We start from the raw sequence: 21,367 nt of genomic DNA, 5'->3' as shown, positions 1-21,367 counted from the left end.
GCTATTTAAGGTTTTTTTAACACTGAAATATTTTTCAGATTTTATTTATTTTTGTATATTCTTTCCGTTTTTCTCGCATGTTTTTAATTTTTATTGCATAAAAATTCCGTTTTATAACGCCTTTATTCTTTTGACTTTTAAATTTGTCTTCCCATTTCTTCCAAATTCTCTATTTTCTGTTCTCAAAAAAAATTTAAAATTTTTTATTCATTTTTCTCCTCAAAATAAGTATTGTATCAACTTTTTTTATATGTTATATTGCTTTAGCAATAACGTGAATTAGCGATACTCTCTATTTGATTATTTCGCTTTTCGCATACCGGAAAGAAAGAAGGATGATATTATGGCTAACGCAAAAAAAATGGGTGTTTTACAGCTGACTACCGTTACTGCTATCAATATGATGGGTTCGGGAATAATTTTGCTGCCCTCCAAGCTTGCCGAAATAGGTACTATTTCAATATTTGCTTGGATTTTGGCTTCTTTGGGAGCTACTATTTTGGCTTATGCTTTTGCAAAATGCGGTATGTACAACAAAAAAGGCGGCGGTTTAGGGGGTTATGCGGAGTACGGTTTCGGTAAATTGGGCAATTTCCTTGCCAATTTCACTTATACGATTTCTCTTATTATCGCAAATATAGCTATTTCTATAGGTGTTGTAAGTTATGCTTCTTATGTGTTCGGTTGGAATCTTTCGCCTGTAGGATCTTGTTTGACTACTATAGTTGTTCTTATACTTTCGGCTTCCATAAGTTTTTTGGGGTCAAAAGGTACCGGACGTTTCGGTTCAATAGGTGTAATTTGTGTAATGATTCCTATTATAGGATTACTTTTGTTCGGATTCACTTCTTTCAGTATGGACACTTACATGCAGGCGTGGAATCCTAGAGGATTACCGTTTATCGTAACATTGAAAGATTCTATTGCAATTATTCTTTGGTCTTTCTTAGGACTTGAAACTGCGTGTGCAAATTCCTCTGCTGTTGAAAATCCTGAAAAAAACGTTCCTATCGCAGTTTTATCCGGAACATTGCTTGCAGGTATTATGTATACTTTGTCTACTGCAATTATCGGAGGTATCGTACCTTATACGGAACTTATCGGTGCAAATGCTCCTTTCGGACTTGCTTATGCGGCAATGATGGGTAATACTACCGGTCATATCGTTTCTTGCATGTTGGTAGTTTCATGTTTCGTTTCTTTAACTGCTTGGCAATTCACAATTGCCGAAGTCGTACGTAATTCGGCATCGCTCGGACATTTCCCGCATTACTTGCAAAAAGTAACTTCAAGAGGCGCTCCTTATATGTCTATCTTTACCGTACTTATCATTCAGCTGGTTTTGTCTTTGATGACTATAAGTCCAACTTTGATTAATCAGTTCAACATTTTGATTAATTTGGCGGTAACTATAAACCTTATACCTTATGTACTTTCCATGGCCTCCGTTCCTGCGATGCAAAGAATAGAAGGTATAGAGAAAAGCAAACGCGGTCTGACAAACTTTTCCGCATTTATCGGCGCAGTATATAGCATTTATGCAATTTACGGTTGCGGTTGGAGTATAATCGGTGACGGAGTAATTGTCGCAATTATAGGCATTATAATTTTTTATATCAAAAAGAGATTTCACAACAACGTAAAAATTTCCCATGTATAAGTTAAAAGTCGTTCACATTTGACGAGTGAACGACTTTTTTGTTTCATATATTAATTTGTACTTTTAAATTTTCCGTATTTTCTTTCCAAGTATATAAGTCTTGCAGTTAGTAATGTTGCAGATGCACCGACTCCGCTTACAAGTCCTTGCCAATATGCAAAAGGTCCGTGATTAAATACGTGATCCATAATCAATCCGACAGGAAGACACACGCACCAATATGCAATCACCATCATAATAAACGGTATTTTTACATCTTTATACCCTCTCAATATACCTTGTATCGGAGCAGCTACGGCATCAAACATTTGCCAACACGCGCAATATACAAGAAATTGTGCAACCAATTCCAAAACTTCGGCTTCATTTGAATACAGTCTTGCTATATAACTTCGAAATGCTATTGTCGATATAAGTGTAATTACCGCAATTGCAAGTGTAAGTACAATTCCGCATCTTCCGTATTTTTTCGCTTTTTTATATCTTCCTGCACCCACTTCAACTCCTATCAAGATAGTCATTGCTATCGAACAGCTTAAAGGTATGGTGTATATCAAATTTGAAAAATTTAGTGCCGCTTGATACGAACCGATTGCAACGGTACCGAATTTCGCCATAAATATTATCAAAAATCCGAAAAGACTTGTTTCCATAAATATTCCAAGTCCGTTCGGTATTCCTATTTCACAATACTCTTTCCAATCACGTATGTAAGTTTTTAAACCTGAAAATATTTTTTTACTTTGAAATACGGGATCTTGTCGTATTGCAAATAAAAACATACCAAGAACAAGCATGTATGTAATTGCAGTTGCAATTCCGGCTCCTACTCCTCCGTATCCTTCCATACCGAACGCACCGAAGATAAAAAGGTAATTCAAAAGTCCGTTTATCGGAAGTGCCGTTAAAAAAAGTTTCATGGACAATGCAGTACCTTGAACGGTATCCGTTAATGCTCGTATCGATATGAGCGGCGCTTGAAAGAACACTGCAACCACCATTGCAAGAAGGTACATTCGTGCAATTTTCTCTACCGACGGTGTAAGCGCAAGTGCGTTCATTATATTGTCTATAAAAATAAAATATGCCGTTGCAAATACAAGTGCGATAATTATTCCAAGCAAAATACCGGTTCTTACCACATACGGTATTTTTTCATTTTCTTTTTTACCTACCAATTGTGCAATTATCGGTGTAGATGCTGATAAAATACCCAATGAGCATGTAAGTACCGGCATGAACAATCCTGCGCCTACCGCAACTCCCGCCAAATCATCCGCACTTACATGACCGCTCATCGTGCTGTCCATAAAGTTCATCCCTACCATTGAAAGTTGTGCTATAAGCACCGGAATCATGGTAGTCGCAATTTTTCTCAAATCTTGTTTGAATTCCATATATACCTTTCTTAAATAAAAAATCGCCCCGTTCGAGACGATTTCATTATTATCAATCATGAATACGAATTTTTTTGTAATCCTCTTGAAATTTTTTTATCCCTTTTTCCGTAAGCGGATGGTACAACGCATCTATAAGCACTTTATACGGTACGGTAGCTATATCTGCACCGGCAAGTGCACATTGTTCCAAATGTAAAGGCTTTCTGATTGAAGCGGCAATGATTTCCGTATCTATATCATGAAAATTGAAAATTTCAGAAATTTTACTTATAAGTTCCACACCGTCCCAGCCGATGTCTTCAATACGTCCTACAAACGGACTTACATATGATGCTCCTACACGTGCTGCAAATAATGCCTGATTTGCGGAAAATACCAAAGTAACGTTTGTCTTTATACCTTTTTTCTTCAATGCGGAAACAACTTTCATTCCGTTTTCGGTCATAGGTATTTTTATGACGATATTTTTATGAATTGCCGAAAGCTCCAACGCTTCTTTCATCATTCCTTCTTCATCATCAGACAAAACTTCCGCTGAAATCGGTCCGTCTACTATTTCTGAAATTTCTTTTATTCTTTCGTGGAAATTTACACCTTCTTTTGCAATTAATGACGGATTTGTGGTAACACCCGAAATAAATCCCAATTCAACAGCCGAACGTATTAAATTTATATCTGCAGTGTCGATAAAAAACTTCATAATGTCTCATCTCTCTTTACTTTTCATTTTCACCTATCTATATTAACACAAATTTTAAAAAGTATATACTAAAAACAAATTTTTATTTATTTTAAAATTTTATGATTTCAGAAAATAAAAAATGCACACCTGGATGTGCATTTTTAAATTTTATTCATTAATTACTTTGCAACTTTCTGTGCTACTGCTGCAGTTACATCTTCACCGCCGTCAATTACAGCTGCCTGATCGATAATAATGTCCAATCCTTTTTCTTTACGAACAGATTTAATCGCATTTACGATATCACGCTGAATCGGAGCCATTACGGACTGCTGCTTTTCTGCCAATTGTCTCTGTGCTTCTCCGAGCAACTGCTGCTGCTGCTGCGGTGTTTTGTTCTTTGCGTTCTTTTCTAAATCAGCACTCAATCTCTGTTCAGTGCTCTGAAGTTCGAGTTGAGCTCTTTCAAATTTCGGATGTGCGCGAAGTAATGCTGCTACGTTTACATATCCTACTCCGGCTGCTGAAGCTGAAACAGCTGCACCCATCGTAATCATACCGGCTGCCACAACGGCTACCAATTTATTCATCTTCATATAATATCCTCCTTACAGGCATTACAAAATGCTTGAACATACAACATTATATTATATAATATTAAACTCTGTCAATATTTTTAAATCACTCTTTAATATTTGTTTTCGCTTCCAGTGCAGCTGTTTCCGCTTCTTCACGCATTGCCTTTTGAGCTTCTTCCAATGCCGCTTCACGCACTTTGTCTTTTTTGTCTTTTCTCTTTTTGAATTTTGAAATCAAATCGGGAACCAAATTGATTATTCGATCTACGGTATTTCCGGGTGCAGCATTTTTTACGGAGAATATTTCCACTCTTTCTCCATGTATAATCAAAACCGCTGTAGGAACAACTTTTCCGCCGCCTCCGAATCCTTGACTGCCGTTTGAAGATTTTGACGTACCGCTGCCGAATCCGAAATAAATTTCTACAAAAGGAACTATAACGGTATCACCCAAGTAAACCGGTTCACCTACTACAGTTTCAGTAGTAATCAAATCTTTGAATTCCTTAAACAATTCTTTCTTCAATTCATCATTCATCGGTTTTCCCCCTTGTATATGACAAAAATTCACGAACAGGCTTGGACATGAAAGCTATACCTATAATCCAAATTGCTTTTATCGGCATTACGGAACCTTTGCAATTTGCCTTCAACTCAAAAACTTTTTCCAAATATTTCCAATCTATCTCTACGGCAAAATCAGGAAAAATCGCATAAGTTGCTCCGACAAGTATTCCGGTATCGGAAGAATCTCCCAATCCTATTTTCCCGGATACATTCAACTCATCAGGCTTACTTATGTAGAGAAGTTTTTTCAAACTTTCCAATACTATACGCACCGTTCCGTTTTTTGTCGCAAAACGAAGCTTATCCATAAAAGTAATTTTTTCGCTTTTTTCTTTAAACGAATCATTTTCTTTTTCCTCTTTTGCACCTCTTTCGGAAAACTTCGTACTTTCATTATCCTTCATTTCAAGATTTTTTTCTACATTTTCAGTGTTTTTTATCGTATCTTCAATAAATTTTTCATCTTTTTCGGCATACGAGTTTTTTTCTTTGTCTTTACTTTCAATATTACTTTCGATAAATTTCGAAAAATTTATTTCATATTTTTTACTTAAAATTCCGAATAACCAACTTCCTTTTATACATATATGTTCGTTATCCGCAAAAATACTATAACGTAAAGGAATTGAAAGAAGGATAAGTATAAGTAATATTATGGCGATTACTGCAATTGCTACAATGCCGAGCCACATACTACACTCCTCCATACATACGTGAAAGATTTTTTACATCGTCACGTATTTTTTTTACCAAATCGGCAGGAGAAATTACACGCACGAAAGAGGAATTTCTCATTGCCAAACCGTAAACCGCCGATACAAATGCTTTTATTTCAATTTTTATTTTATTCGGAGTTACTTCAGTTACATGTACGGATTTTCCGAAAACTTCAATTACATCAGTCAGAAATTCAGGTGCTATTTCACATACGCATACATCTTCATTACCTACATAAATTTCAGGATAAACTCCGACAAGTTCATTTAACTTCACTCCGTTTTTAAAAGCGTTTACAGTTTTCTGAACTCTTGCATCGTATTCAGATATTTTTATATTTGCCATGCGTTCCATTGTGAAAAAATTTACACTTTCTTTACCGTCTTCATTGCCCAAAAGATAGTATCTTCCGTCACTCGCAACTATAAGATACGGACTTACAGAATAAATTTTGTCACTGCCTTCGACATTTTTATCGGATTTCAATTTTCCGTCAATATCATAAATCATGTATGAAAAATCAATACGTTTTTTACCGGTTATCGCATCCGATACAATTTGCAAAGATTTGGACAAGTCGCTTGAACTGTAATTATTGTTGGGAATATTTTTTATAAATACTTTTTCTTCATTTTCACCTTGGAACTGAAATTCTTTTATTTTCGTCAAAATTTTCTTTATTTGTGTCGGAGAATTATGTGAAAAATAAAGCATTTCAGATAAGCGATTGAAATCATCATGTGACAGATGATGTTTCCAATACCAATCCAATGTGAGCGGTACTTTTTTCCCGTTCATGGTTCGCATCACTTGCCTACATTCCACCGGCCAACCCGTTTCTTTCATTCGTGTAAGATTTTTACCTACAGTTTTACGATTAACCGTTACATTGCATTTATTTTTCAATATTTCCAAAATTTTTTGTTGCGACAAAGGATGCCGCTCATCGGAGCCGTGTATAAGTATTTCCGCTATATGCAGCATCGCAAATTTACCGGTATTTTCATGTGCTTCCATTTCAGCCTCTTTTATTTTGAAATATAAGTTCCTTTATTTTATATACCACACTTGCAATAAATACTCCGCCCGCCAAGTCGCTTATATAATGTATTCCTGCAAAAACACGTGAAACGGACATTGCAAGCCAAATAGGTACCAACATTTTTGAAAACGGTGCTTTTTCTTTCAAAAGATACATCAATACTATTGCGCCGTTCATTGTGTGATTGCTCGGAAATGATGCGTTGGCTTTATGATTTGTTATGTCTTTTATATTTTTATCTTTTACAAACGGACGGTTTCTATAAAATTTTTTCCCGATAAAAAAAGAAATTATCGAACTTATGCATATCGAAGCAAGAATCAAAATACAATTTTTCCGCCTCTCCCTCTGTGTTCTTCCGGGAAGCAGAAAGTATATAGCTCCGTAAATTACAAACAGCAAATGTCCGTATTTTGCAATATACTTTGTAATTTTCATTCTTTTTTCATTACTTCTTGCAAATTCATTCGCTTTCTTTACTATGTATGTTTCTATATCCAAATTTTACTCCCGATTGCCGTTTTCTCGACTTTGCAATTCTTCTTTTTTCATGTATTCTTCTTTTTCTTTGCGAATTTTTTCAAAATATCCGCTGCGTTCCAAAACGGTTGATATTACCGCAATTACCGAACATAAAACCAAAAACAGATTAACTGTAGTAAACCCGTTTCCATATATTATTCTGTATCCGGAATAAATCAGTACAAGTACAAGTAACAAATCTCTCAGTTTCATTGTATTTCCTCCATGTCTCATCGTTTCAATGGTACTAAAAAGAAAATATAAAGGCAAGCATAAATAATTTATTTAATCAAAATATGGATAAACAAAGCTCCTTTTTTCATGTATAATGTTTATATAAAATTACTTGGAGGATTTATGATTTCGATTGTAACACCTGTATATAATGAAGAAGAAAATATACCGTTTTTTTACGAAGAAGTAACCAAGGTCATGCAGTCTTTGGGAACGGATTATGAAATTATATATGTAAATGACGGTTCTAGAGATAAAAGTGAATTTCTTTTAAATGAACTTGCACAAAAAGATTCTCATGTTCGTGCTTTGACTTTCGCAAAAAATTTCGGTCATCAGATTGCAATTACTTGCGGTATGGATTTTGCAAAAGGCAATTGTGTAATTACAATGGACGGAGACTTGCAGCACCCGCCGGAACTTATTCCCGTCCTTGTCGAAAAGTGGCGTGAAGGATATGATGTGGTGCAGACTGTCCGTACTGCGACTTCAGATGCAAATTGGGTGAAAAAATTAACTTCAAAAAGTTATTATGCTTTTATAAACACGATTTCCACAACTCCGGTCGTTCCGGGCGGATCCGATTTTCGTCTTATGAGCAGAAAAGCGTTGAATACTTTTCTCAAGTTCAAAGAGCATAACCGTTTTATAAGAGGAATTGTAGGCGGAATGGGCTTTAAGCAAACGACAGTAAGTTTCAAAGCTCCCAAGCGTCATGCCGGTGTATCTAAATTTTCGATGCGTAAAATGCTTCACTTGGCAGTTGACGGAATTTTGGCAAATTCAACTCTTCCTCTTCGTGCATCTTTTTACATAGGTTTGTTGTCCGGATTTTTAGGTTGCGTGATGATTATTCATGTATTGTTTTGCTACCTTACCGATTCAACGGTGCCCGGATGGTCTACGGTAACTATTTTGATTTCACTTTTCGGAAGTGTAAATTTGATGGGTCTGGGTATAATCGGAGAATATATAAGCCGCATATACGAGGAAACACGTAACAGACCTTTGTACTGGCTTTCCGACGATACCGCAAATCACAACAAGGAGAATTAAATGAGTTTTGACACGAATGCCAATAAACGTTTTTCGGCAACTTACAAAATTTCATCAAATTCCTACAACGAAGCAAAGGACATCGCATTTGCAACAGCATTGGAACAAACTGTCGAGTGTCCTTATTCACTTATAGAAAACACTCGCATAGAAAACACTTTATTGGGAAATGTAGAATCTCTTGAAAAAATTTCCGACAATTGTTTCCTTGCAACTATTTCATATGATTCTTCAATTTGCGAAAGTGAATGTGTAGGATTATTAAATACATTGTTCGGAAATACATCTTTAAAATCGAATATACGTCTTGAAGATATTTCATTGACGGATGAAATGTACAAAATATACAAAGGTCCCAAATTCGGACGAGAAGGTATACGAAAACTTTGTAATATACAAAACGGTCCTATTTTCATGTCGGCAATAAAACCGGTAGGATACAACATAAATGAGCTTCAAAATCTCGTCTACAAATTGGCAAAAGGCGGATGTACGATTATAAAAGACGATCACAATCTCATAAATCAAAGTTATGCACCTTTCAAAGAACGTGTAAAAGCTTGCGTAGATGCCCTGCAAAGAGCAAATAGCGAAACCGGTCTTAATTGCATTTACGTTTCAAATATTTCCGCCGATGCAAACGAATTTGAAGAACGTGCATTTTTGTCACAGGAAATGGGAGTTGATGCAGTAATGGCATCTGCCGGACTTGTAGGATTTCCCGCCATTAAAAAATTGGCTTTCGATAAAAAATTCAACAAGCCCATATTCATGCATCCTGCACTCACCGGTGCATGGACATTATCGGACTCCTGCGGAATTTCTCCGTATTGTTACTACGGCAAACTCACTCGAATTATGGGTGCGGATGCGGTGATATTTGCAAGTTACGGAGGAAGATTCGGTTTCACGAAAGAAACTTGCATTTCAGTAAAAAAAGGTACGGAAACCGAAATCGGAAATCTGAAAAAAGCCTTCCCCGTACCGTCCGGCGGAATGAAGTGGCAAAATTTCAATGACATGGTAAATACTTACGGTGACGACACGATTTTCCTCGTAGGAGGAGCATTACTCACTCACGGTAAAGATTTATGTGAAAGTACAAAATTTTACGTACAAAAACTTAGCGAAGCAAGTAAAAACAAATAAAAAAATTCCATTTAGGCATATACTATGTACCCCTTACGTACATACGATAAGAGAACATTTCAGTATTTCTACTTAAATGGAATTTTTATTTTACATACATCAAAATAAAAATATTTCATTCATATTCATTTTTCCACAGGTTTAAAAAGTTGCCATTTGTAAATAATTGCAAAAAATCTCAAAAGCACTACAACGATAAACCCTGCCCACTCCGCTTCAAATTTGTATCCTAAACTCCAAATCGCACACAATATCACACTTCCTGCAAGCGAGGCAGTGGCATAAATGTCGGCATACAATACGACAGGACGTTTCGGTACCGCCATATCACGAAGCAAACCGCCTCCCACCGCAGTAATCACACCTAAAGTAATCGGTGCGACATATTGCATTTCCGGATACATGTACAAACTCATTGTTGCACCGGTAACGGTAAATGCACCCAATCCTAAGGTATCGGAAATATAAAAAAGAATTTTAAAAATTTTATTCTTCCTGAATGAAAACGCCGTAATTCTGTAAACTATAGATAAAACAAGCGCCAGAATTATGGCAATCAGAAAAGATGCAGGATGTTTGAATATTGTAACGGGTATATTCCCTACCATCAAATCACGCAATATACCTCCACCGACAGCCGTCATTATGGAAAGTACAACTATACCGAAAAGATCCATACTTTCCTTTATACCCACCATTGCACCGGAGAATGCAAATGCAAGAGTACCTACAAATTCAAATACAATCCAAGTTATAACCATAATTCCTCCGAAAAAGAATTTTATAAAACGAAATTTATGCAAATTTACAGTAAAAACATTGCAAATAAAAATGGTATAATAACATTATACACGTACAACAAAGGAGTTGAAAATGGATAAGTTAATCGACAACACGGATTTACAAATTATAGAACAATTGCGTAAAAACAGCCGCATTACAATGAAAGAATTGGGAGAAAAAGTTTTTCTTACCGGACAGGCGACAAAAAATCGTGTAGAACGTCTTCAAGATTTGGGAATAGTTGAGCGCTATACAATAAATACGAACTGTCCCGCTTTCGGTTACAACGTACATGCACTGTTTCACGTCGATATAGATTTCGGCAAAAAATCCGAACTGGTTAAATTTATAAAAAAAGCATCATCACATATATTGCATTGCTATCTGTCGGATTCAAATACGAAAATGCACATAGATGCACACTTCAAATCAATAGAAGAAACCGAAGAATTCAAAGCTTATCTTGCACGTTTCGGAACATGCCACACACACATTATAAATAAAGAAATACGCGGAACTCATCCGGCAGACGAATAATAAAGCATATAAGAAAGCACGAAACTTTTTCGTAAATTTCGTGCTTTTTTTTATTTCGTATTTTTTTATCAAAGTAACAGCGAATAAATAACTTCCCTGCAGTAATACAAGTATGTACCCGCAAGAGGAGAGACTATTTCATCGACTATATCGGTAAATACCAAAAGCATAAGTATGATAAAACCGTATTTTGCAAGAAACTGCTCGAACCGTAACGAAAGATCATAGGGAAGAAAAGCACTTACCACACGAAATCCGTCCATCGGCCAAATCGGTAAAATATTGAAAAAAGCGAGCCATGTATTATAAGTCATTATCCAAAACAAAAGCGTAGCTCCGCCTTCTTTCAAAAATCCTGCAATATCCATTGTCGCCGAAATAAATACAGATACTAAAGCAACAAGCAAATTCATTACAATTCCGGCAATTCCTACAAGAAACATACCGCTTCTCGGATTTTTATAATAAATCGGATTTACCGGTACGGGATTTGCCCAACCGAAACCGAAAATCAAAAGCATAATCGTTCCCAATTTGCTCAAATGTGCCAAAGGATTCAACGTAAGTCTGCCTTCCATACGAGGAGTAGGATCCCCCAATGAATCGGATACTATCGCATGACCGAATTCGTGAACACTCAACGCCACCAAAAGTGCCGGTATACGATACGCCAATGATGTAACTGATAATTCTAACATTGAACACCTCATATCATTTTTATAATTGCTGCCCGAAAAGACAGCATAAACAAAAATGCACTATAAAAAGAAAAGAGGCGATTGCCTCTTAACGAATACCGAATACACGTGAAAAAATACTGCTATGTCTTCTGTTATTTGCTTCTTCAGCCCACAACCGTGCTTGCTCATGAGCATATCTCACTTTGTATTCACGATATTCCCGATACTTTTCCATATCCGCTATAACCGTAATTACGCTGCAAGATCTGTACTTCATTTGAACTTCTTTTTGCATGGAAGGCGCAGGTATTTCCATTTCACGCTCTTCAAGCTCCCATAAATAAGCACAAAGATTTTCTTTCAATTCACTTACAATTTCTTCTATAGAACTGCCTTGCGCTCTACAACCGTTTATATCCGGAAAGATTGCGGTAAAATACTGTTTTTTGTGATTATACTTAAAAACTGCCGGATAAAAATATTGCATATGCAGCCCCCTTGAAAATATGAACAAAAAATTATTACTTCACTTATTGTAATACATTTTGCCCCCTGCTGCCAATATCAAATGATAAAATTCAGCTGCTTTTATAAAAATTTAATATTAAAATAATAAAACTCTTGAAAACGAAAATTCCGAATTCAAGAGTTTTGATTTAAATATCCAAATTTGTTACATTCATTGCATTTTCTTCAATGAACTTACGGCGAGGCTCTACTTTGTCGCCCATCAAAATCGTAAACAAGCGATCGGCTTCCACCGCATCGGTAAGTTCTACACGCATCATCACACGCTGTTCCGGATTCATTGTAGTATTCCAAAGCTGCTCAGGATCCATTTCACCCAAACCTTTGTAACGCTGAATGGTGCAACCGTCTCTACCTATTTCATCCAAAAGTTTATTTTGTTCATCATCATCATATGTATAGTATTTTTGACGACCTTTGCGAACTTGGTAAAGCGGCGGTTTTGCTATGTATACATGACCTTCAGTGATGAGAGGTTTCATATATCTGTAGAAAAACGTCAAAAGCAATGTACGAATATGTGCACCGTCGACATCGGCATCCGTCATTATAATAATTTTATAATAACGCAACTTGCTTATATCAAATCCTTCACTTACACCAGTACCGAAAGCGGTAATCATCATACGAATCGTATCTGAATTCAATACACGATCCACTCTCGCCTTTTCCACGTTCAAAATTTTACCTCTCAAAGGTAAAATCGCCTGATAACGTCTGTCACGTCCGGACTTTGCAGATCCGCCGGCGGAATCACCTTCGACTATGTAAATTTCGGTCTTTTTAGGATCCTTTTCGGAACAATCCGAAAGTTTACCCGGCAAACTGGATACCTCAAGTGCATTCTTGCGTCTTGTAAGTTCTCTTGCACGCTTTGCAGCCTCTCTTGCACGACTTGCGGTAATACCCTTTTCAACTATAAGTCTTGCTTCGGAGGGATGCTCCTCCAAGTAAATATGCAAACCTTCACTTACAATATTGTCCACTACACCCTTAACTTCCAAATTTCCGAGCTTTGTTTTTGTCTGCCCTTCAAACTGAGGATTGGGAACCTTTACGGAAATTACACAAGTAAGTCCTTCACGAACATCGTCACCCGTTAAATTATCTTCATTTTCTTTCAAAAGATTATTCGTACGTGCATAATCGTTTATAGTACGAGTCAAAGCACTTCTGAAACCGGAAAGATGCATACCGCCTTCCGTAGTATTTATATCATTTACAAATGTATACATACTTTCGCTGTAACCGGTCTGATACTGCATTGCAATATCGACGATAATTTTATCACGTTCACCCTCAAAAGAAATTACATCATCATGAACGGCATCTTTACCCTCATTCAAAAACTTAATAAATTCAACTATACCGCCCGCATAATGGAACTCTTCAACTCTTGAAACACCGTCACGATTATCCGATAAAGTTATACGAAGACCCTTATTCAAAAATGCCAACTCACGCATACGAACCTTAAGAGTATCATAATCAAAATCCGTACCTTCTTTGAAAATGAGAGGATCCGGTTTGAAAGTTACTGTAGTACCCGTTTCGGAAGTTTCACCGTATGTACGCATACTCTCGGAAACATCACCGCGGCAAAAAGCCATCTCATGGAACTTACCGTCACGACGTACATTTACCTTCGTCCATTCGGACAACGCATTTACAACAGATATACCTACACCGTGAAGACCGCCCGAAATTGCATAACCCTCACCGCCGAACTTACCGCCGGCATGTAAAACGGTCAAAACAACTTCCATTGCAGGCCTTCCTGTTTCATGCATGCCTGTAGGAATACCACGTCCGTTATCTACAACCGTACAACTTCCATCATCATTCAAACTGACCTCTATATGAGTGCAAAAGCCGGCCAAAGCTTCATCAATCGAGTTATCGACAACCTCATATACAAGATGATGCAAACCGCGAGCAGACGTAGAACCGATATACATTCCCGGACGCAATCTTACAGCTTCCAAGCCCTCCAAAACACGTATATCCTTGGCACTGTAATGCCCGTCCTTCCTACCGGAAGCGCCCGCCTTACGATTTTCTTCGCTCATATACTTCTCCTTACAATAAAACAAACAGGGAAACACATCCCCGTAAGGTTACAATTTTGTATAAAACATTTTATATATTATACCATAAAAGACACCTCCATGCACTTTGGGAATATACGATAAAATCGCACAAAGACATTAAAATTCCATATAAATAATTCATTTGGTATAATACAAAAAGAAAGGAGAATAAATGAAAAAACTTCTCATACTGATTACAATAATAATTGCCGTTTACATAGGATATGAAATGGGAAACGGCATACTCGATACACAAACTGTGCAAACTCAATCGCAAACGCAAACCCGAAAACAGGAAAGTACGGACACGATTTCACAAATCAAAAATATATTTGACAATATAAAAACAAAACTCGAAGGAAATGAAAATACAAACGAAAACAAAAAAGAAACTGCAAAAGCCGGAAAAAACGAATCACAAACATTTTTTGAAAAATTGAACAACATAAGAAATATAAAACCGGCAATAGAAAAATATAAACAAAACGAAAACTTCGTACCGTCAAATGAAATACCGGACCTTCTGAAAAAAGGAGTTGTAGCGACAGAAGACAGACGATTTTACGAACATGGCGCAATCGACATCATCGGACTTACACGTGCACTTATTACAAACTACAAAGCAAATCGTACACTTGAAGGCGGAAGCACGATATCACAACAAACGGCAAAAAATATATTCCTCTCGCACGAAAGAACAATCACAAGAAAAATCGAAGAACTCTTCCTTGCAATGCAACTGGAAAAGTCCTACACAAAAGATGAAATACTTACACTCTATCTGAACACTATTTACTTCGGACACGGAACATACGGAATAAAAGACGCCGCACAAACATACTTCGGCAAAAAACCGTCCGAACTCAACCTCGCCGAATGTGCAATGCTCGCCGGACTTCCCCAAGCACCGACCGCATACGACCCGATAAACAACCCCGACGACGGAAAAAGACGCATGATGACGGTACTCACACTCATGACACAAGAAGGATATATAACAACCGAAAACGCACTCAAAGCGGAAAAAGAGTTTCACGTAAGAAAAGGATAAGGTCAAAACGACCCTATCCTTTTAAAATCATCAAATCTTCAAACTCAATCTCGCCTTCAAGAAACCGCACACAACGAGAGCAACAACTGTACTCATAACACCCTCAATTGCCAACCCCGGCACCTGCTGAAGACTCGCCTCAAACCCGCCGAAAAGAAAAACTCCGAAAAAAGTGTAACCGATAACGGAAGCTGCCGATCCGGCTATAAATGCCAAAGCCGAAGAAATCCAAAAACGACCCTCTCTGTAAACAATCTTCATAACCGTATAAACTGCAAAAGCGACAGCAAACTTCACAACCGCAGTCGGAATAATCCAAATCGGAAATCCGCCTATAAGATCCGCAAGACAAGAACCTACAGCACCGGCAAGACAAGCCTCATGCCTTCTCAAAAAGAAAATAGACAAAAATATTGTAGTAGTCCCCAAATTCATATACCCAAGAGGAATAGGAACCTTCGGAAACATAGTCATACAAAACACAATAGCCGCCCACAACGCCGCCATAACCATCACACGAGTGGACGATATCTCGCTTTTATCTGAAAAAATATCCATAACGATACCCTCTCTTAAACAAATTTATTTAAATACAATTATTATCACAATTACATTATATTTAAAATTTGGTTTTATTTTAATATTCAAAAGAGTATTTTACGATATAACCAGATTAAGAAATAAAAACTCCGACACGCACACCGAGCCATGCAAGTACAAGACCGAAAACAACTTGCAACGCAACATATAAAACGGCAACGGAAACATCTCCGCCCCTCATATATTGCAATGCATCAAGAGTAAAAGTGGAAAATGTAGTAAATCCTCCCAAAAAACCGGTTATGAAAAAAGCATTCAAAAACGCCGGACAATCATTATTTTTGAAAACGGTAAAAAGCAAACCTATAAAAAAACATCCCGCCAAATTTACAAAAACCGTTGAAAACGCACTTGCAAAAGAAAAATACTCACACAACCTTCCGATAAAAAAGCGGCACAAAGCACCGAACCCGCCACCCAAGAAAACATACAATTGCATAAAACTCTCCTTTTAAAAATTAATAAATAAAATATAATAAGAACTTGCATTTCAATGCTATAATTAATGAGTATCCTTCGGACTTTCACTCCGTTTGGAAAAAGGAAATTGATTTCCTAGAATGATGGTTTTAGATTTCAAAAAAATGAAATCTGAGAAAGGATGATTTTATTGGCAAGAAAAAGAGTAATTGCCGCCATGTCGGGCGGTGTAGACAGCACATTGACCGTAAGACTTTTGCAAGAAGCCGGCTACGAAGTATTCGGTGCAACCATGCAACTGTTTGACGGACAAAATCTGAACGATGCAAAAGAAATGGCAAAATTTTTAGGCATCAAACATGCAGTAATCGACATAAGGGAGCTATATAAAAAAATTGTACTCGAATACTTTATAGACTCCTACAAAAACGGTATCACACCCAACCCCTGCATGATGTGTGACTTCAAACTCAAATTCGGAGTATTCTACGACGAATCAAAAGCAATGTTTGACTGCGACTATTTCGCAACAGGACACTACTCACGTATCGTATTTGACAGCGAAAGACAAAAATACGAAGTAAGAAAAGCGGTAGACCTGCCGAAAGACCAATCTTACATGATGTACCACCTGACACAAGAACAGTTATCTCGTATTATATTCCCGTTGGGACGCATATGCAAAAAAGATACAAGAAGAATTTCAAAAGAAAAAGGACTTCCGACATACAACAAAGCGGAATCCCAAGACATATGCTTCCTTACATCCGAGCAATCCTATGTAGATTTTCTCAAAGAAGAAGCACCTGAAGCGTTCAACGAAGGCTTCATAGTAAACAAAAAAGGTAAAATTCTCGGAAAACACCACGGAATACCCAACTACACAATCGGACAACGTAAAGGATTGGGAATATACGCAAAAACACCTCAATACGTTGTATCCATAGATGCAAAAAACAATAAAATAATAGTAGGAGAAAACGAAGACCTGTTCCGCACAAAACTCTTGGCAAAAGACTTGGCATTCACAGACGGAAAACCTCCTGCACAAGAATTTACCGCAGAAGGCAAAGTACGCTACGGTATGAAAGTACATAAATGCCATGTAAAACTTCAAGACGACGGAAGAGCAACCGTCACATTCGACCAACCGCAAAGAGCAATCACATCGGGACAATCGGTAGTATTCTACGAAGGCGACCGCCTAATCGGCGGCGGCACGATTATACGACCGCTGTAAAAATTCAAAAAACTTCCTCACGATATTATCATCGACAATATCAAAGAGGAAGTTTTTTAATGCAAAATTACCGTTTATTTACTGCCCTTGCGCTCTCTTTCCTTAAACAAAAACTTTATATCCTTTGAATCCAACCCCATCAACTTTGCAACGGCAGAAATATTTTCAAAATTCACTTCATTGGATCTGTTCGTTTCAATATATACCTTTTCTCCAAGTGAATAAGGACTTGTCATACCTTTTTCGTCACTGCTCACCCAAATAAAATTACTTTCGGTATACACAAACGGATTTTCTTTATACAAAAACTCGTTGACTTTTATAAATACATCTTTAAAATTAATATCTTTTTTACCTTTTTCCGGTTTTATTCTTTTACCCTTTATTTCAAACTCAACAACATCCTTGAAAGAAGGATTGAAATCGCTGTCCCAATTTACCCATTCCAAAGATTTATTTGTATCAATATCTTTATTCTCAAGATAAACTTCAAATTCATCCGGATCCAAGTCCATATTTAAAATCAATTCTTTAATAAATGAAATAATTGCATTTGCACTTAAATTCGACTCATAAAAAATTCCGTTGTTAAAAATTTCTCTCGGTTTTCTCAAGAGTCTTTTATCATGAGTCAAATATACACTGCTGCACCCTTCGACAATGAAATTTTTATTTGCCAGATTTATCAAAATTCTACTGTCCAAACCATAGCTCAATTCAATAAACTCCGTCAGCAAATTAACCCAATTTTTAACCCTTACAAATTCACCCATAAAAGAAAATCCGCTGGGTGTCGTACCCGAAAAATCATAATATTCCGAAATACCTATACAAGGTTCATCTTTTGTGAAAACATCGACACTGCTCCCTACATAAGGATACATGGATATTAACTTTTCAGATAAAGATTCCGCTCTCCTCAATATATTTTTTTCATTCCACGTATCTACATCAAGAATTTTTTCATTCAAAACATTTGCCTTGGAATGTTCACTTATAATTTTCTTCTTTTCTTTGAAAGGTTTCGTCCCCAACTCACTGTTATATCCGGTAATTGTCAAATTTCCCAATGTATGAAGGTACGTTTCACGAACTCTGCCGTAATCTTCACCTATTTCTTTTCTCCAAATCCGAGAATTTTCTTTCTGAGGAAGAATATGCTCAATCGTTAAATTCTTCAAGTCTATTTTTTCTTTGGATGAATTTTCTATAACGGATAAAATATATCTGCATACGTGTTTATTATTGTATAAAGGCTTATGAATAACAGCTTCTCTGAACTCTTCATCCGAAGGAATTCTGTTCTGTGAATTCACTCCGTTCAAAAACCCTATAAATTTTTCGGAATAATTAACAAAATCATCTTTAATAACCCTTGAATACAAAGATTTGAAAAATCCGCTTAAACCCTTACCCGTTTCACACACGATAACACGAAGAATGTATGTAAATAAATATTCCAAAACCTTACAAACTTCGTATTCATTAATATTTCCGTCTTCAAAATCATCAAAAATCTTAAAAATCAAAGGCAAAACTGTTGTTTGCTTTATCGCACAAAAAGCACGTAAATCGTCTTGAATTCGCTTACTGTAAAATTGATTTGCACCTGCAAAAGCACCATAACACTTTGAAGTTCTTTCCAATTTGAACAATACATCTTCATGCGTCAACTTATTATTTTCACAATGTTTTTTAAATAAATCATATGCATTTTTACTGTTGACCGAATTTTTCACCTGAGCATCGACAAATTTTATTATAAAATTTCTTAAATTTTCATATCCTACATTCTTTTCCAATTCCACCCAATATTTTGAATACAACTCATCTTGATTCTTATCGTCCATAAGCAAGTAATTTCTTACCAAGTCGGCCAAACTCAATTCCAAACCGGTAGAGTTTATAGATTCAAAAATTTTTTGCGGCTCATCGCCCTGATTTTTATCTAAAATAATTTCTACAATTTCAAGCTTTTTTATTCCTTCTAAAATATCACTTAACTCAAAACCCTCCGAAACGGTTTCTTCTATCAAACGTTTAAACGTAACAAAGTTTTTATAAACATTTGAATTTTTGTTCATTTTTTCAATTTCATTTTTAAGTAAAAGTTGCAATTGCTCATTATCCGATTTTACCGGCTTCAACTTAACCTTGTACTTATCATCACAATTTCTGTTAAACATAACATCTTTCAATTCGGATTCAATACGATAAGATACATTTTCGGAACTCTCATACAAAGCCTTCAATAAAATATAAACCGTCGTTATTCTTTGCTGTCCGTCAATTATCAAAACTTCATTCAATCCGCTGCCCCTGTCGACATCCGTTATGTATACTACAGTTCCCGTAAAATGCTGACGATTACGTTTACTTGCCGACATAATATCTTTATATAATTTTTCACATTGTTCACCTGACCAATCATAATTTCTTTGATAAACAGGCACTTTAAAAATTCTTTTATTCTTTTCCAACAAATCACCGAAAAATTTACTTTGTTCCGCTCGCATTGAATACACCTCAATATTAAACGAATATTTATTCTACATTATGTTTATATAGTAATATTTTATGCATAAAAAATCCAATAAATCTATCACACAAGCTTTTATAAAACTTTAAACTGTGTTTTCACATTTATGCAATCAAAAAAAGCTTTCGATTTACGAAAGCTTTTCAGTTCGATTTATGCGAAGAAGTGTCCTGCTATGAACCATGCGAGTGCAAGTATTACTATTGAACATATGAATGCTGCGGCGAAGGGTTTTGCTCCTTTTTTTATTATTACTTTGAAATTTACGTTTATTCCGAGTGCCGCCATAGCCATTCCCAAGAGTATATAAGCGATATTTACCAAGTTTTGTGTGATATTGTCGGAGAGTTGAAGGTATGATCCTACTGCACTTGCCAGTATGAATCCTCCCATGAACCACGGTACGGGTATTGATATTTTTTCTTCCGCATTTTTGTTCTTTTTGTATTCTATAAGTCCTACTATAAGTGCAACGGGTGCCAAGAGAAGTACTCTTGAGAGTTTTGCAATTATCGCGCTGTCCATTCCTATTGAGCCGCCCGCACCTCCTGCCGCTACCGCATGTGCAATTTCGTGAAGGCTCAGTCCTGCCATTACTCCGAATTGACTGTCTGTAAATCCGAGTAACGGTTGCATAAATACTTCTACCAGTGTGAAGAGTGTACCGAGTATGCATACTATTGCTATTGCAAGTACGGATTGATCGGCTTTTGCTTTCATCGGAGCGGATACTCCCATAACTGCCGCTGCCCCGCAAATGCTGCAACCGCATGCCGTAAGCATTGCAAGTGTATGGTCCACTTTGAAAAGTTTTGCGACAAAATAATTAAGTACGAGCATTATCGCTACGACAACTATTGCCGCTTTCAAACTATCGAGTCCGGATGTTAAAAGGAAAAATAAGTTCAGTTTAAATCCCAAAAGAATTATTCCGGCTCGTAAAAATTTGTTCGCAATAAATCCTGTACCTGTTTTCGAGCGGTTTGATACGGTTTTCCAAAGTTGTACGAGCATTCCTAAAATCAATGCCAACACCAAGTGTCCCACGAGAGAAAATCCGGGAAATGATGCAAGCCATTTCCCGGCGAGGGAGCAAATGAGCGTGACAATAATAGCAAAATCAAAACTTCTATTGTATAAGATATTTTCAAAAAACGATTTCATACGCATCTCCCTTATTGTTATAAAAAAACATAAATACATCAAAATTATATCACAATAAAATATTCTGAAGATGAGTTTGTTAAATATTTTATAAATTAAATAAACATTTTTTATTTTGTGGCTTTAAA

At 36.5% G+C, this 21,367-nt stretch carries 22 protein-coding genes; 6 read left to right on the top strand and 16 right to left on the bottom strand.

The window, feature by feature from the left end:
- The first annotated feature begins 343 nt into the window (after positions 1–343).
- Positions 344–1,660, top strand: a complete 1,317-nt coding sequence (potE, locus tag HMPREF9083_RS04300; protein ID WP_007556195.1) for a putrescine-ornithine antiporter — start codon at positions 344–346, stop codon at positions 1,658–1,660.
- Positions 1,661–1,710: 50 nt separating this feature from the next.
- On the opposite strand, the gene HMPREF9083_RS04295 is transcribed toward potE, so the two are convergent.
- The 8 genes from HMPREF9083_RS04295 to HMPREF9083_RS04260 all read right to left on the bottom strand — a co-directional run bounded on the left by HMPREF9083_RS04295 (position 1,711) and on the right by HMPREF9083_RS04260 (position 7,381).
- A complete protein-coding gene (locus HMPREF9083_RS04295) occupies positions 1,711–3,057 on the bottom strand; it encodes an MATE family efflux transporter (RefSeq protein ID WP_035062837.1) in 1,347 nt (448 codons plus the stop codon).
- A 52-nt stretch (positions 3,058–3,109) separates the two neighbouring features.
- Positions 3,110–3,760 carry a fructose-6-phosphate aldolase gene (gene fsa / locus HMPREF9083_RS04290; RefSeq protein ID WP_007556191.1) on the bottom strand — a complete coding sequence of 217 codons (651 nt, stop codon included), beginning with the start codon at positions 3,758–3,760 and terminating at the stop codon, positions 3,110–3,112.
- A gap of 161 nt (positions 3,761–3,921) precedes the next feature.
- Entirely contained in the window at positions 3,922–4,338 is a 417-nt protein-coding gene (locus HMPREF9083_RS04285; protein WP_007556190.1) for an OmpH/Skp family outer membrane protein, read from the bottom strand.
- 85 nt (positions 4,339–4,423) lie between these two features.
- Complete coding sequence (locus tag HMPREF9083_RS04280; protein ID WP_007556189.1) at positions 4,424–4,858, bottom strand: GerW family sporulation protein; 435 nt, start codon at positions 4,856–4,858, stop codon at positions 4,424–4,426.
- Positions 4,851–5,579 (bottom strand): hypothetical protein, encoded by a 729-nt coding sequence (locus HMPREF9083_RS04275; RefSeq protein ID WP_155800628.1) that lies wholly within the window; start codon positions 5,577–5,579, stop codon positions 4,851–4,853. The genes HMPREF9083_RS04280 and HMPREF9083_RS04275 overlap by 8 nt, the downstream gene beginning before the upstream one ends.
- A gap of 1 nt (position 5,580) precedes the next feature.
- Positions 5,581–6,621: a WYL domain-containing protein gene (locus tag HMPREF9083_RS04270; RefSeq protein ID WP_007556187.1), complete on the bottom strand. Its 1,041-nt coding sequence runs from the start codon at positions 6,619–6,621 to the stop codon at positions 5,581–5,583.
- Position 6,622: 1 nt separating this feature from the next.
- Positions 6,623–7,147 (bottom strand): phosphatase PAP2 family protein, encoded by a 525-nt coding sequence (locus HMPREF9083_RS04265; RefSeq protein ID WP_007556186.1) that lies wholly within the window; start codon positions 7,145–7,147, stop codon positions 6,623–6,625.
- Between the two features lie 3 nt (positions 7,148–7,150).
- Complete coding sequence (locus HMPREF9083_RS04260) at positions 7,151–7,381, bottom strand: RNA helicase (RefSeq protein WP_155800625.1); 231 nt, start codon at positions 7,379–7,381, stop codon at positions 7,151–7,153.
- Between the two features lie 144 nt (positions 7,382–7,525).
- Here HMPREF9083_RS04260 and HMPREF9083_RS04255 point away from each other — a divergent pair, with 144 nt between their 5' ends.
- Together HMPREF9083_RS04255 and HMPREF9083_RS04250 are read left to right on the top strand one after the other, a co-directional pair.
- The gene (locus tag HMPREF9083_RS04255) at positions 7,526–8,458 is read left to right on the top strand and encodes a glycosyltransferase family 2 protein (protein WP_035062683.1); all 933 of its coding nucleotides are present in this window, start codon (positions 7,526–7,528) and stop codon (positions 8,456–8,458) included.
- Entirely contained in the window at positions 8,459–9,607 is a 1,149-nt protein-coding gene (locus tag HMPREF9083_RS04250; protein ID WP_007556183.1) for a RuBisCO large subunit C-terminal-like domain-containing protein, read from the top strand.
- Positions 9,608–9,732: 125 nt separating this feature from the next.
- Here HMPREF9083_RS04250 and HMPREF9083_RS04245 read toward each other — a convergent pair whose 3' ends face one another.
- A complete protein-coding gene (locus HMPREF9083_RS04245) occupies positions 9,733–10,368 on the bottom strand; it encodes a trimeric intracellular cation channel family protein (RefSeq protein WP_007556182.1) in 636 nt (211 codons plus the stop codon).
- Between the two features lie 112 nt (positions 10,369–10,480).
- On the opposite strand from HMPREF9083_RS04245, the gene HMPREF9083_RS04240 reads away from it, so the two are divergent.
- Positions 10,481–10,927, top strand: coding sequence for an Lrp/AsnC family transcriptional regulator (locus tag HMPREF9083_RS04240; RefSeq protein WP_007556181.1), 447 nt, complete (start codon positions 10,481–10,483; stop codon positions 10,925–10,927).
- A 68-nt stretch (positions 10,928–10,995) separates the two neighbouring features.
- Here HMPREF9083_RS04240 and HMPREF9083_RS04235 read toward each other — a convergent pair whose 3' ends face one another.
- The 3 genes from HMPREF9083_RS04235 to gyrB all read right to left on the bottom strand — a co-directional run bounded on the left by HMPREF9083_RS04235 (position 10,996) and on the right by gyrB (position 14,204).
- The gene (locus tag HMPREF9083_RS04235; RefSeq protein ID WP_007556179.1) at positions 10,996–11,625 is read right to left on the bottom strand and encodes a site-2 protease family protein; all 630 of its coding nucleotides are present in this window, start codon (positions 11,623–11,625) and stop codon (positions 10,996–10,998) included.
- An 88-nt stretch (positions 11,626–11,713) separates the two neighbouring features.
- Positions 11,714–12,094 carry a type II toxin-antitoxin system HicB family antitoxin gene (locus HMPREF9083_RS04230; RefSeq protein ID WP_007554855.1) on the bottom strand — a complete coding sequence of 127 codons (381 nt, stop codon included), beginning with the start codon at positions 12,092–12,094 and terminating at the stop codon, positions 11,714–11,716.
- Between the two features lie 169 nt (positions 12,095–12,263).
- The gene (gyrB, locus tag HMPREF9083_RS04225) at positions 12,264–14,204 is read right to left on the bottom strand and encodes a DNA topoisomerase (ATP-hydrolyzing) subunit B (protein WP_007556177.1); all 1,941 of its coding nucleotides are present in this window, start codon (positions 14,202–14,204) and stop codon (positions 12,264–12,266) included.
- 193 nt (positions 14,205–14,397) lie between these two features.
- Here gyrB and HMPREF9083_RS04220 point away from each other — a divergent pair, with 193 nt between their 5' ends.
- Positions 14,398–15,276: a transglycosylase domain-containing protein gene (locus HMPREF9083_RS04220; RefSeq protein WP_007556176.1), complete on the top strand. Its 879-nt coding sequence runs from the start codon at positions 14,398–14,400 to the stop codon at positions 15,274–15,276.
- A gap of 30 nt (positions 15,277–15,306) precedes the next feature.
- Here the strand turns inward: HMPREF9083_RS04220 and HMPREF9083_RS04215 are convergent, their stop codons facing one another.
- Positions 15,307–15,834 carry an ECF transporter S component gene (locus HMPREF9083_RS04215; RefSeq protein ID WP_007556175.1) on the bottom strand — a complete coding sequence of 176 codons (528 nt, stop codon included), beginning with the start codon at positions 15,832–15,834 and terminating at the stop codon, positions 15,307–15,309.
- 115 nt (positions 15,835–15,949) lie between these two features.
- The gene (locus HMPREF9083_RS04210) at positions 15,950–16,315 is read right to left on the bottom strand and encodes a fluoride efflux transporter FluC (RefSeq protein WP_007556174.1); all 366 of its coding nucleotides are present in this window, start codon (positions 16,313–16,315) and stop codon (positions 15,950–15,952) included.
- Positions 16,316–16,477: 162 nt separating this feature from the next.
- Between HMPREF9083_RS04210 and mnmA the strand changes: the two genes are divergently transcribed.
- Positions 16,478–17,536: a tRNA 2-thiouridine(34) synthase MnmA gene (gene mnmA / locus HMPREF9083_RS04205; protein WP_007556173.1), complete on the top strand. Its 1,059-nt coding sequence runs from the start codon at positions 16,478–16,480 to the stop codon at positions 17,534–17,536.
- Between the two features lie 74 nt (positions 17,537–17,610).
- On the opposite strand, the gene HMPREF9083_RS04200 is transcribed toward mnmA, so the two are convergent.
- Both HMPREF9083_RS04200 and HMPREF9083_RS04195 read right to left on the bottom strand, forming a co-directional pair.
- Complete coding sequence (locus HMPREF9083_RS04200) at positions 17,611–20,052, bottom strand: DUF262 domain-containing protein (RefSeq protein WP_007556172.1); 2,442 nt, start codon at positions 20,050–20,052, stop codon at positions 17,611–17,613.
- A gap of 176 nt (positions 20,053–20,228) precedes the next feature.
- Positions 20,229–21,239, bottom strand: coding sequence for a YeiH family protein (locus HMPREF9083_RS04195; RefSeq protein ID WP_050784962.1), 1,011 nt, complete (start codon positions 21,237–21,239; stop codon positions 20,229–20,231).
- Positions 21,240–21,367 lie beyond the last annotated feature (128 nt).

Source organism: Dialister micraerophilus DSM 19965 (genome assembly GCF_000194985.1).
In the GTDB taxonomy this organism is placed as follows: domain Bacteria; phylum Bacillota; class Negativicutes; order Veillonellales; family Dialisteraceae; genus Dialister; species Dialister micraerophilus.
This window is presented reverse-complemented; position numbering and strand designations above follow the sequence as displayed.

Bases quoted from the DNA above. Each gene is read 5' to 3' on its own strand.
- potE (WP_007556195.1), top strand. From the start codon at position 344: ATGGCTAACGCAAAAAAAATGGGTGTTTTACAGCTGACTACCGTTACT.
- HMPREF9083_RS04295 (WP_035062837.1), bottom strand. From the start codon at position 3,057: ATGGAATTCAAACAAGATTTGAGAAAAATTGCGACTACCATGATTCCG.
- fsa (WP_007556191.1), bottom strand. From the start codon at position 3,760: ATGAAGTTTTTTATCGACACTGCAGATATAAATTTAATACGTTCGGCT.
- HMPREF9083_RS04285 (WP_007556190.1), bottom strand. From the start codon at position 4,338: ATGAAGATGAATAAATTGGTAGCCGTTGTGGCAGCCGGTATGATTACG.
- HMPREF9083_RS04280 (WP_007556189.1), bottom strand. From the start codon at position 4,858: ATGAATGATGAATTGAAGAAAGAATTGTTTAAGGAATTCAAAGATTTG.
- HMPREF9083_RS04275 (WP_155800628.1), bottom strand. From the start codon at position 5,579: ATGTGGCTCGGCATTGTAGCAATTGCAGTAATCGCCATAATATTACTT.
- HMPREF9083_RS04270 (WP_007556187.1), bottom strand. From the start codon at position 6,621: ATGGAAGCACATGAAAATACCGGTAAATTTGCGATGCTGCATATAGCG.
- HMPREF9083_RS04260 (WP_155800625.1), bottom strand. From the start codon at position 7,381: ATGAAACTGAGAGATTTGTTACTTGTACTTGTACTGATTTATTCCGGA.
- HMPREF9083_RS04255 (WP_035062683.1), top strand. From the start codon at position 7,526: ATGATTTCGATTGTAACACCTGTATATAATGAAGAAGAAAATATACCG.
- HMPREF9083_RS04250 (WP_007556183.1), top strand. From the start codon at position 8,459: ATGAGTTTTGACACGAATGCCAATAAACGTTTTTCGGCAACTTACAAA.
- HMPREF9083_RS04245 (WP_007556182.1), bottom strand. From the start codon at position 10,368: ATGGTTATAACTTGGATTGTATTTGAATTTGTAGGTACTCTTGCATTT.
- HMPREF9083_RS04240 (WP_007556181.1), top strand. From the start codon at position 10,481: ATGGATAAGTTAATCGACAACACGGATTTACAAATTATAGAACAATTG.
- HMPREF9083_RS04235 (WP_007556179.1), bottom strand. From the start codon at position 11,625: ATGTTAGAATTATCAGTTACATCATTGGCGTATCGTATACCGGCACTT.
- HMPREF9083_RS04230 (WP_007554855.1), bottom strand. From the start codon at position 12,094: ATGCAATATTTTTATCCGGCAGTTTTTAAGTATAATCACAAAAAACAG.
- gyrB (WP_007556177.1), bottom strand. From the start codon at position 14,204: ATGAGCGAAGAAAATCGTAAGGCGGGCGCTTCCGGTAGGAAGGACGGG.
- HMPREF9083_RS04220 (WP_007556176.1), top strand. From the start codon at position 14,398: ATGAAAAAACTTCTCATACTGATTACAATAATAATTGCCGTTTACATA.
- HMPREF9083_RS04215 (WP_007556175.1), bottom strand. From the start codon at position 15,834: ATGGATATTTTTTCAGATAAAAGCGAGATATCGTCCACTCGTGTGATG.
- HMPREF9083_RS04210 (WP_007556174.1), bottom strand. From the start codon at position 16,315: ATGCAATTGTATGTTTTCTTGGGTGGCGGGTTCGGTGCTTTGTGCCGC.
- mnmA (WP_007556173.1), top strand. From the start codon at position 16,478: ATGATTTTATTGGCAAGAAAAAGAGTAATTGCCGCCATGTCGGGCGGT.
- HMPREF9083_RS04200 (WP_007556172.1), bottom strand. From the start codon at position 20,052: ATGCGAGCGGAACAAAGTAAATTTTTCGGTGATTTGTTGGAAAAGAAT.
- HMPREF9083_RS04195 (WP_050784962.1), bottom strand. From the start codon at position 21,239: ATGAAATCGTTTTTTGAAAATATCTTATACAATAGAAGTTTTGATTTT.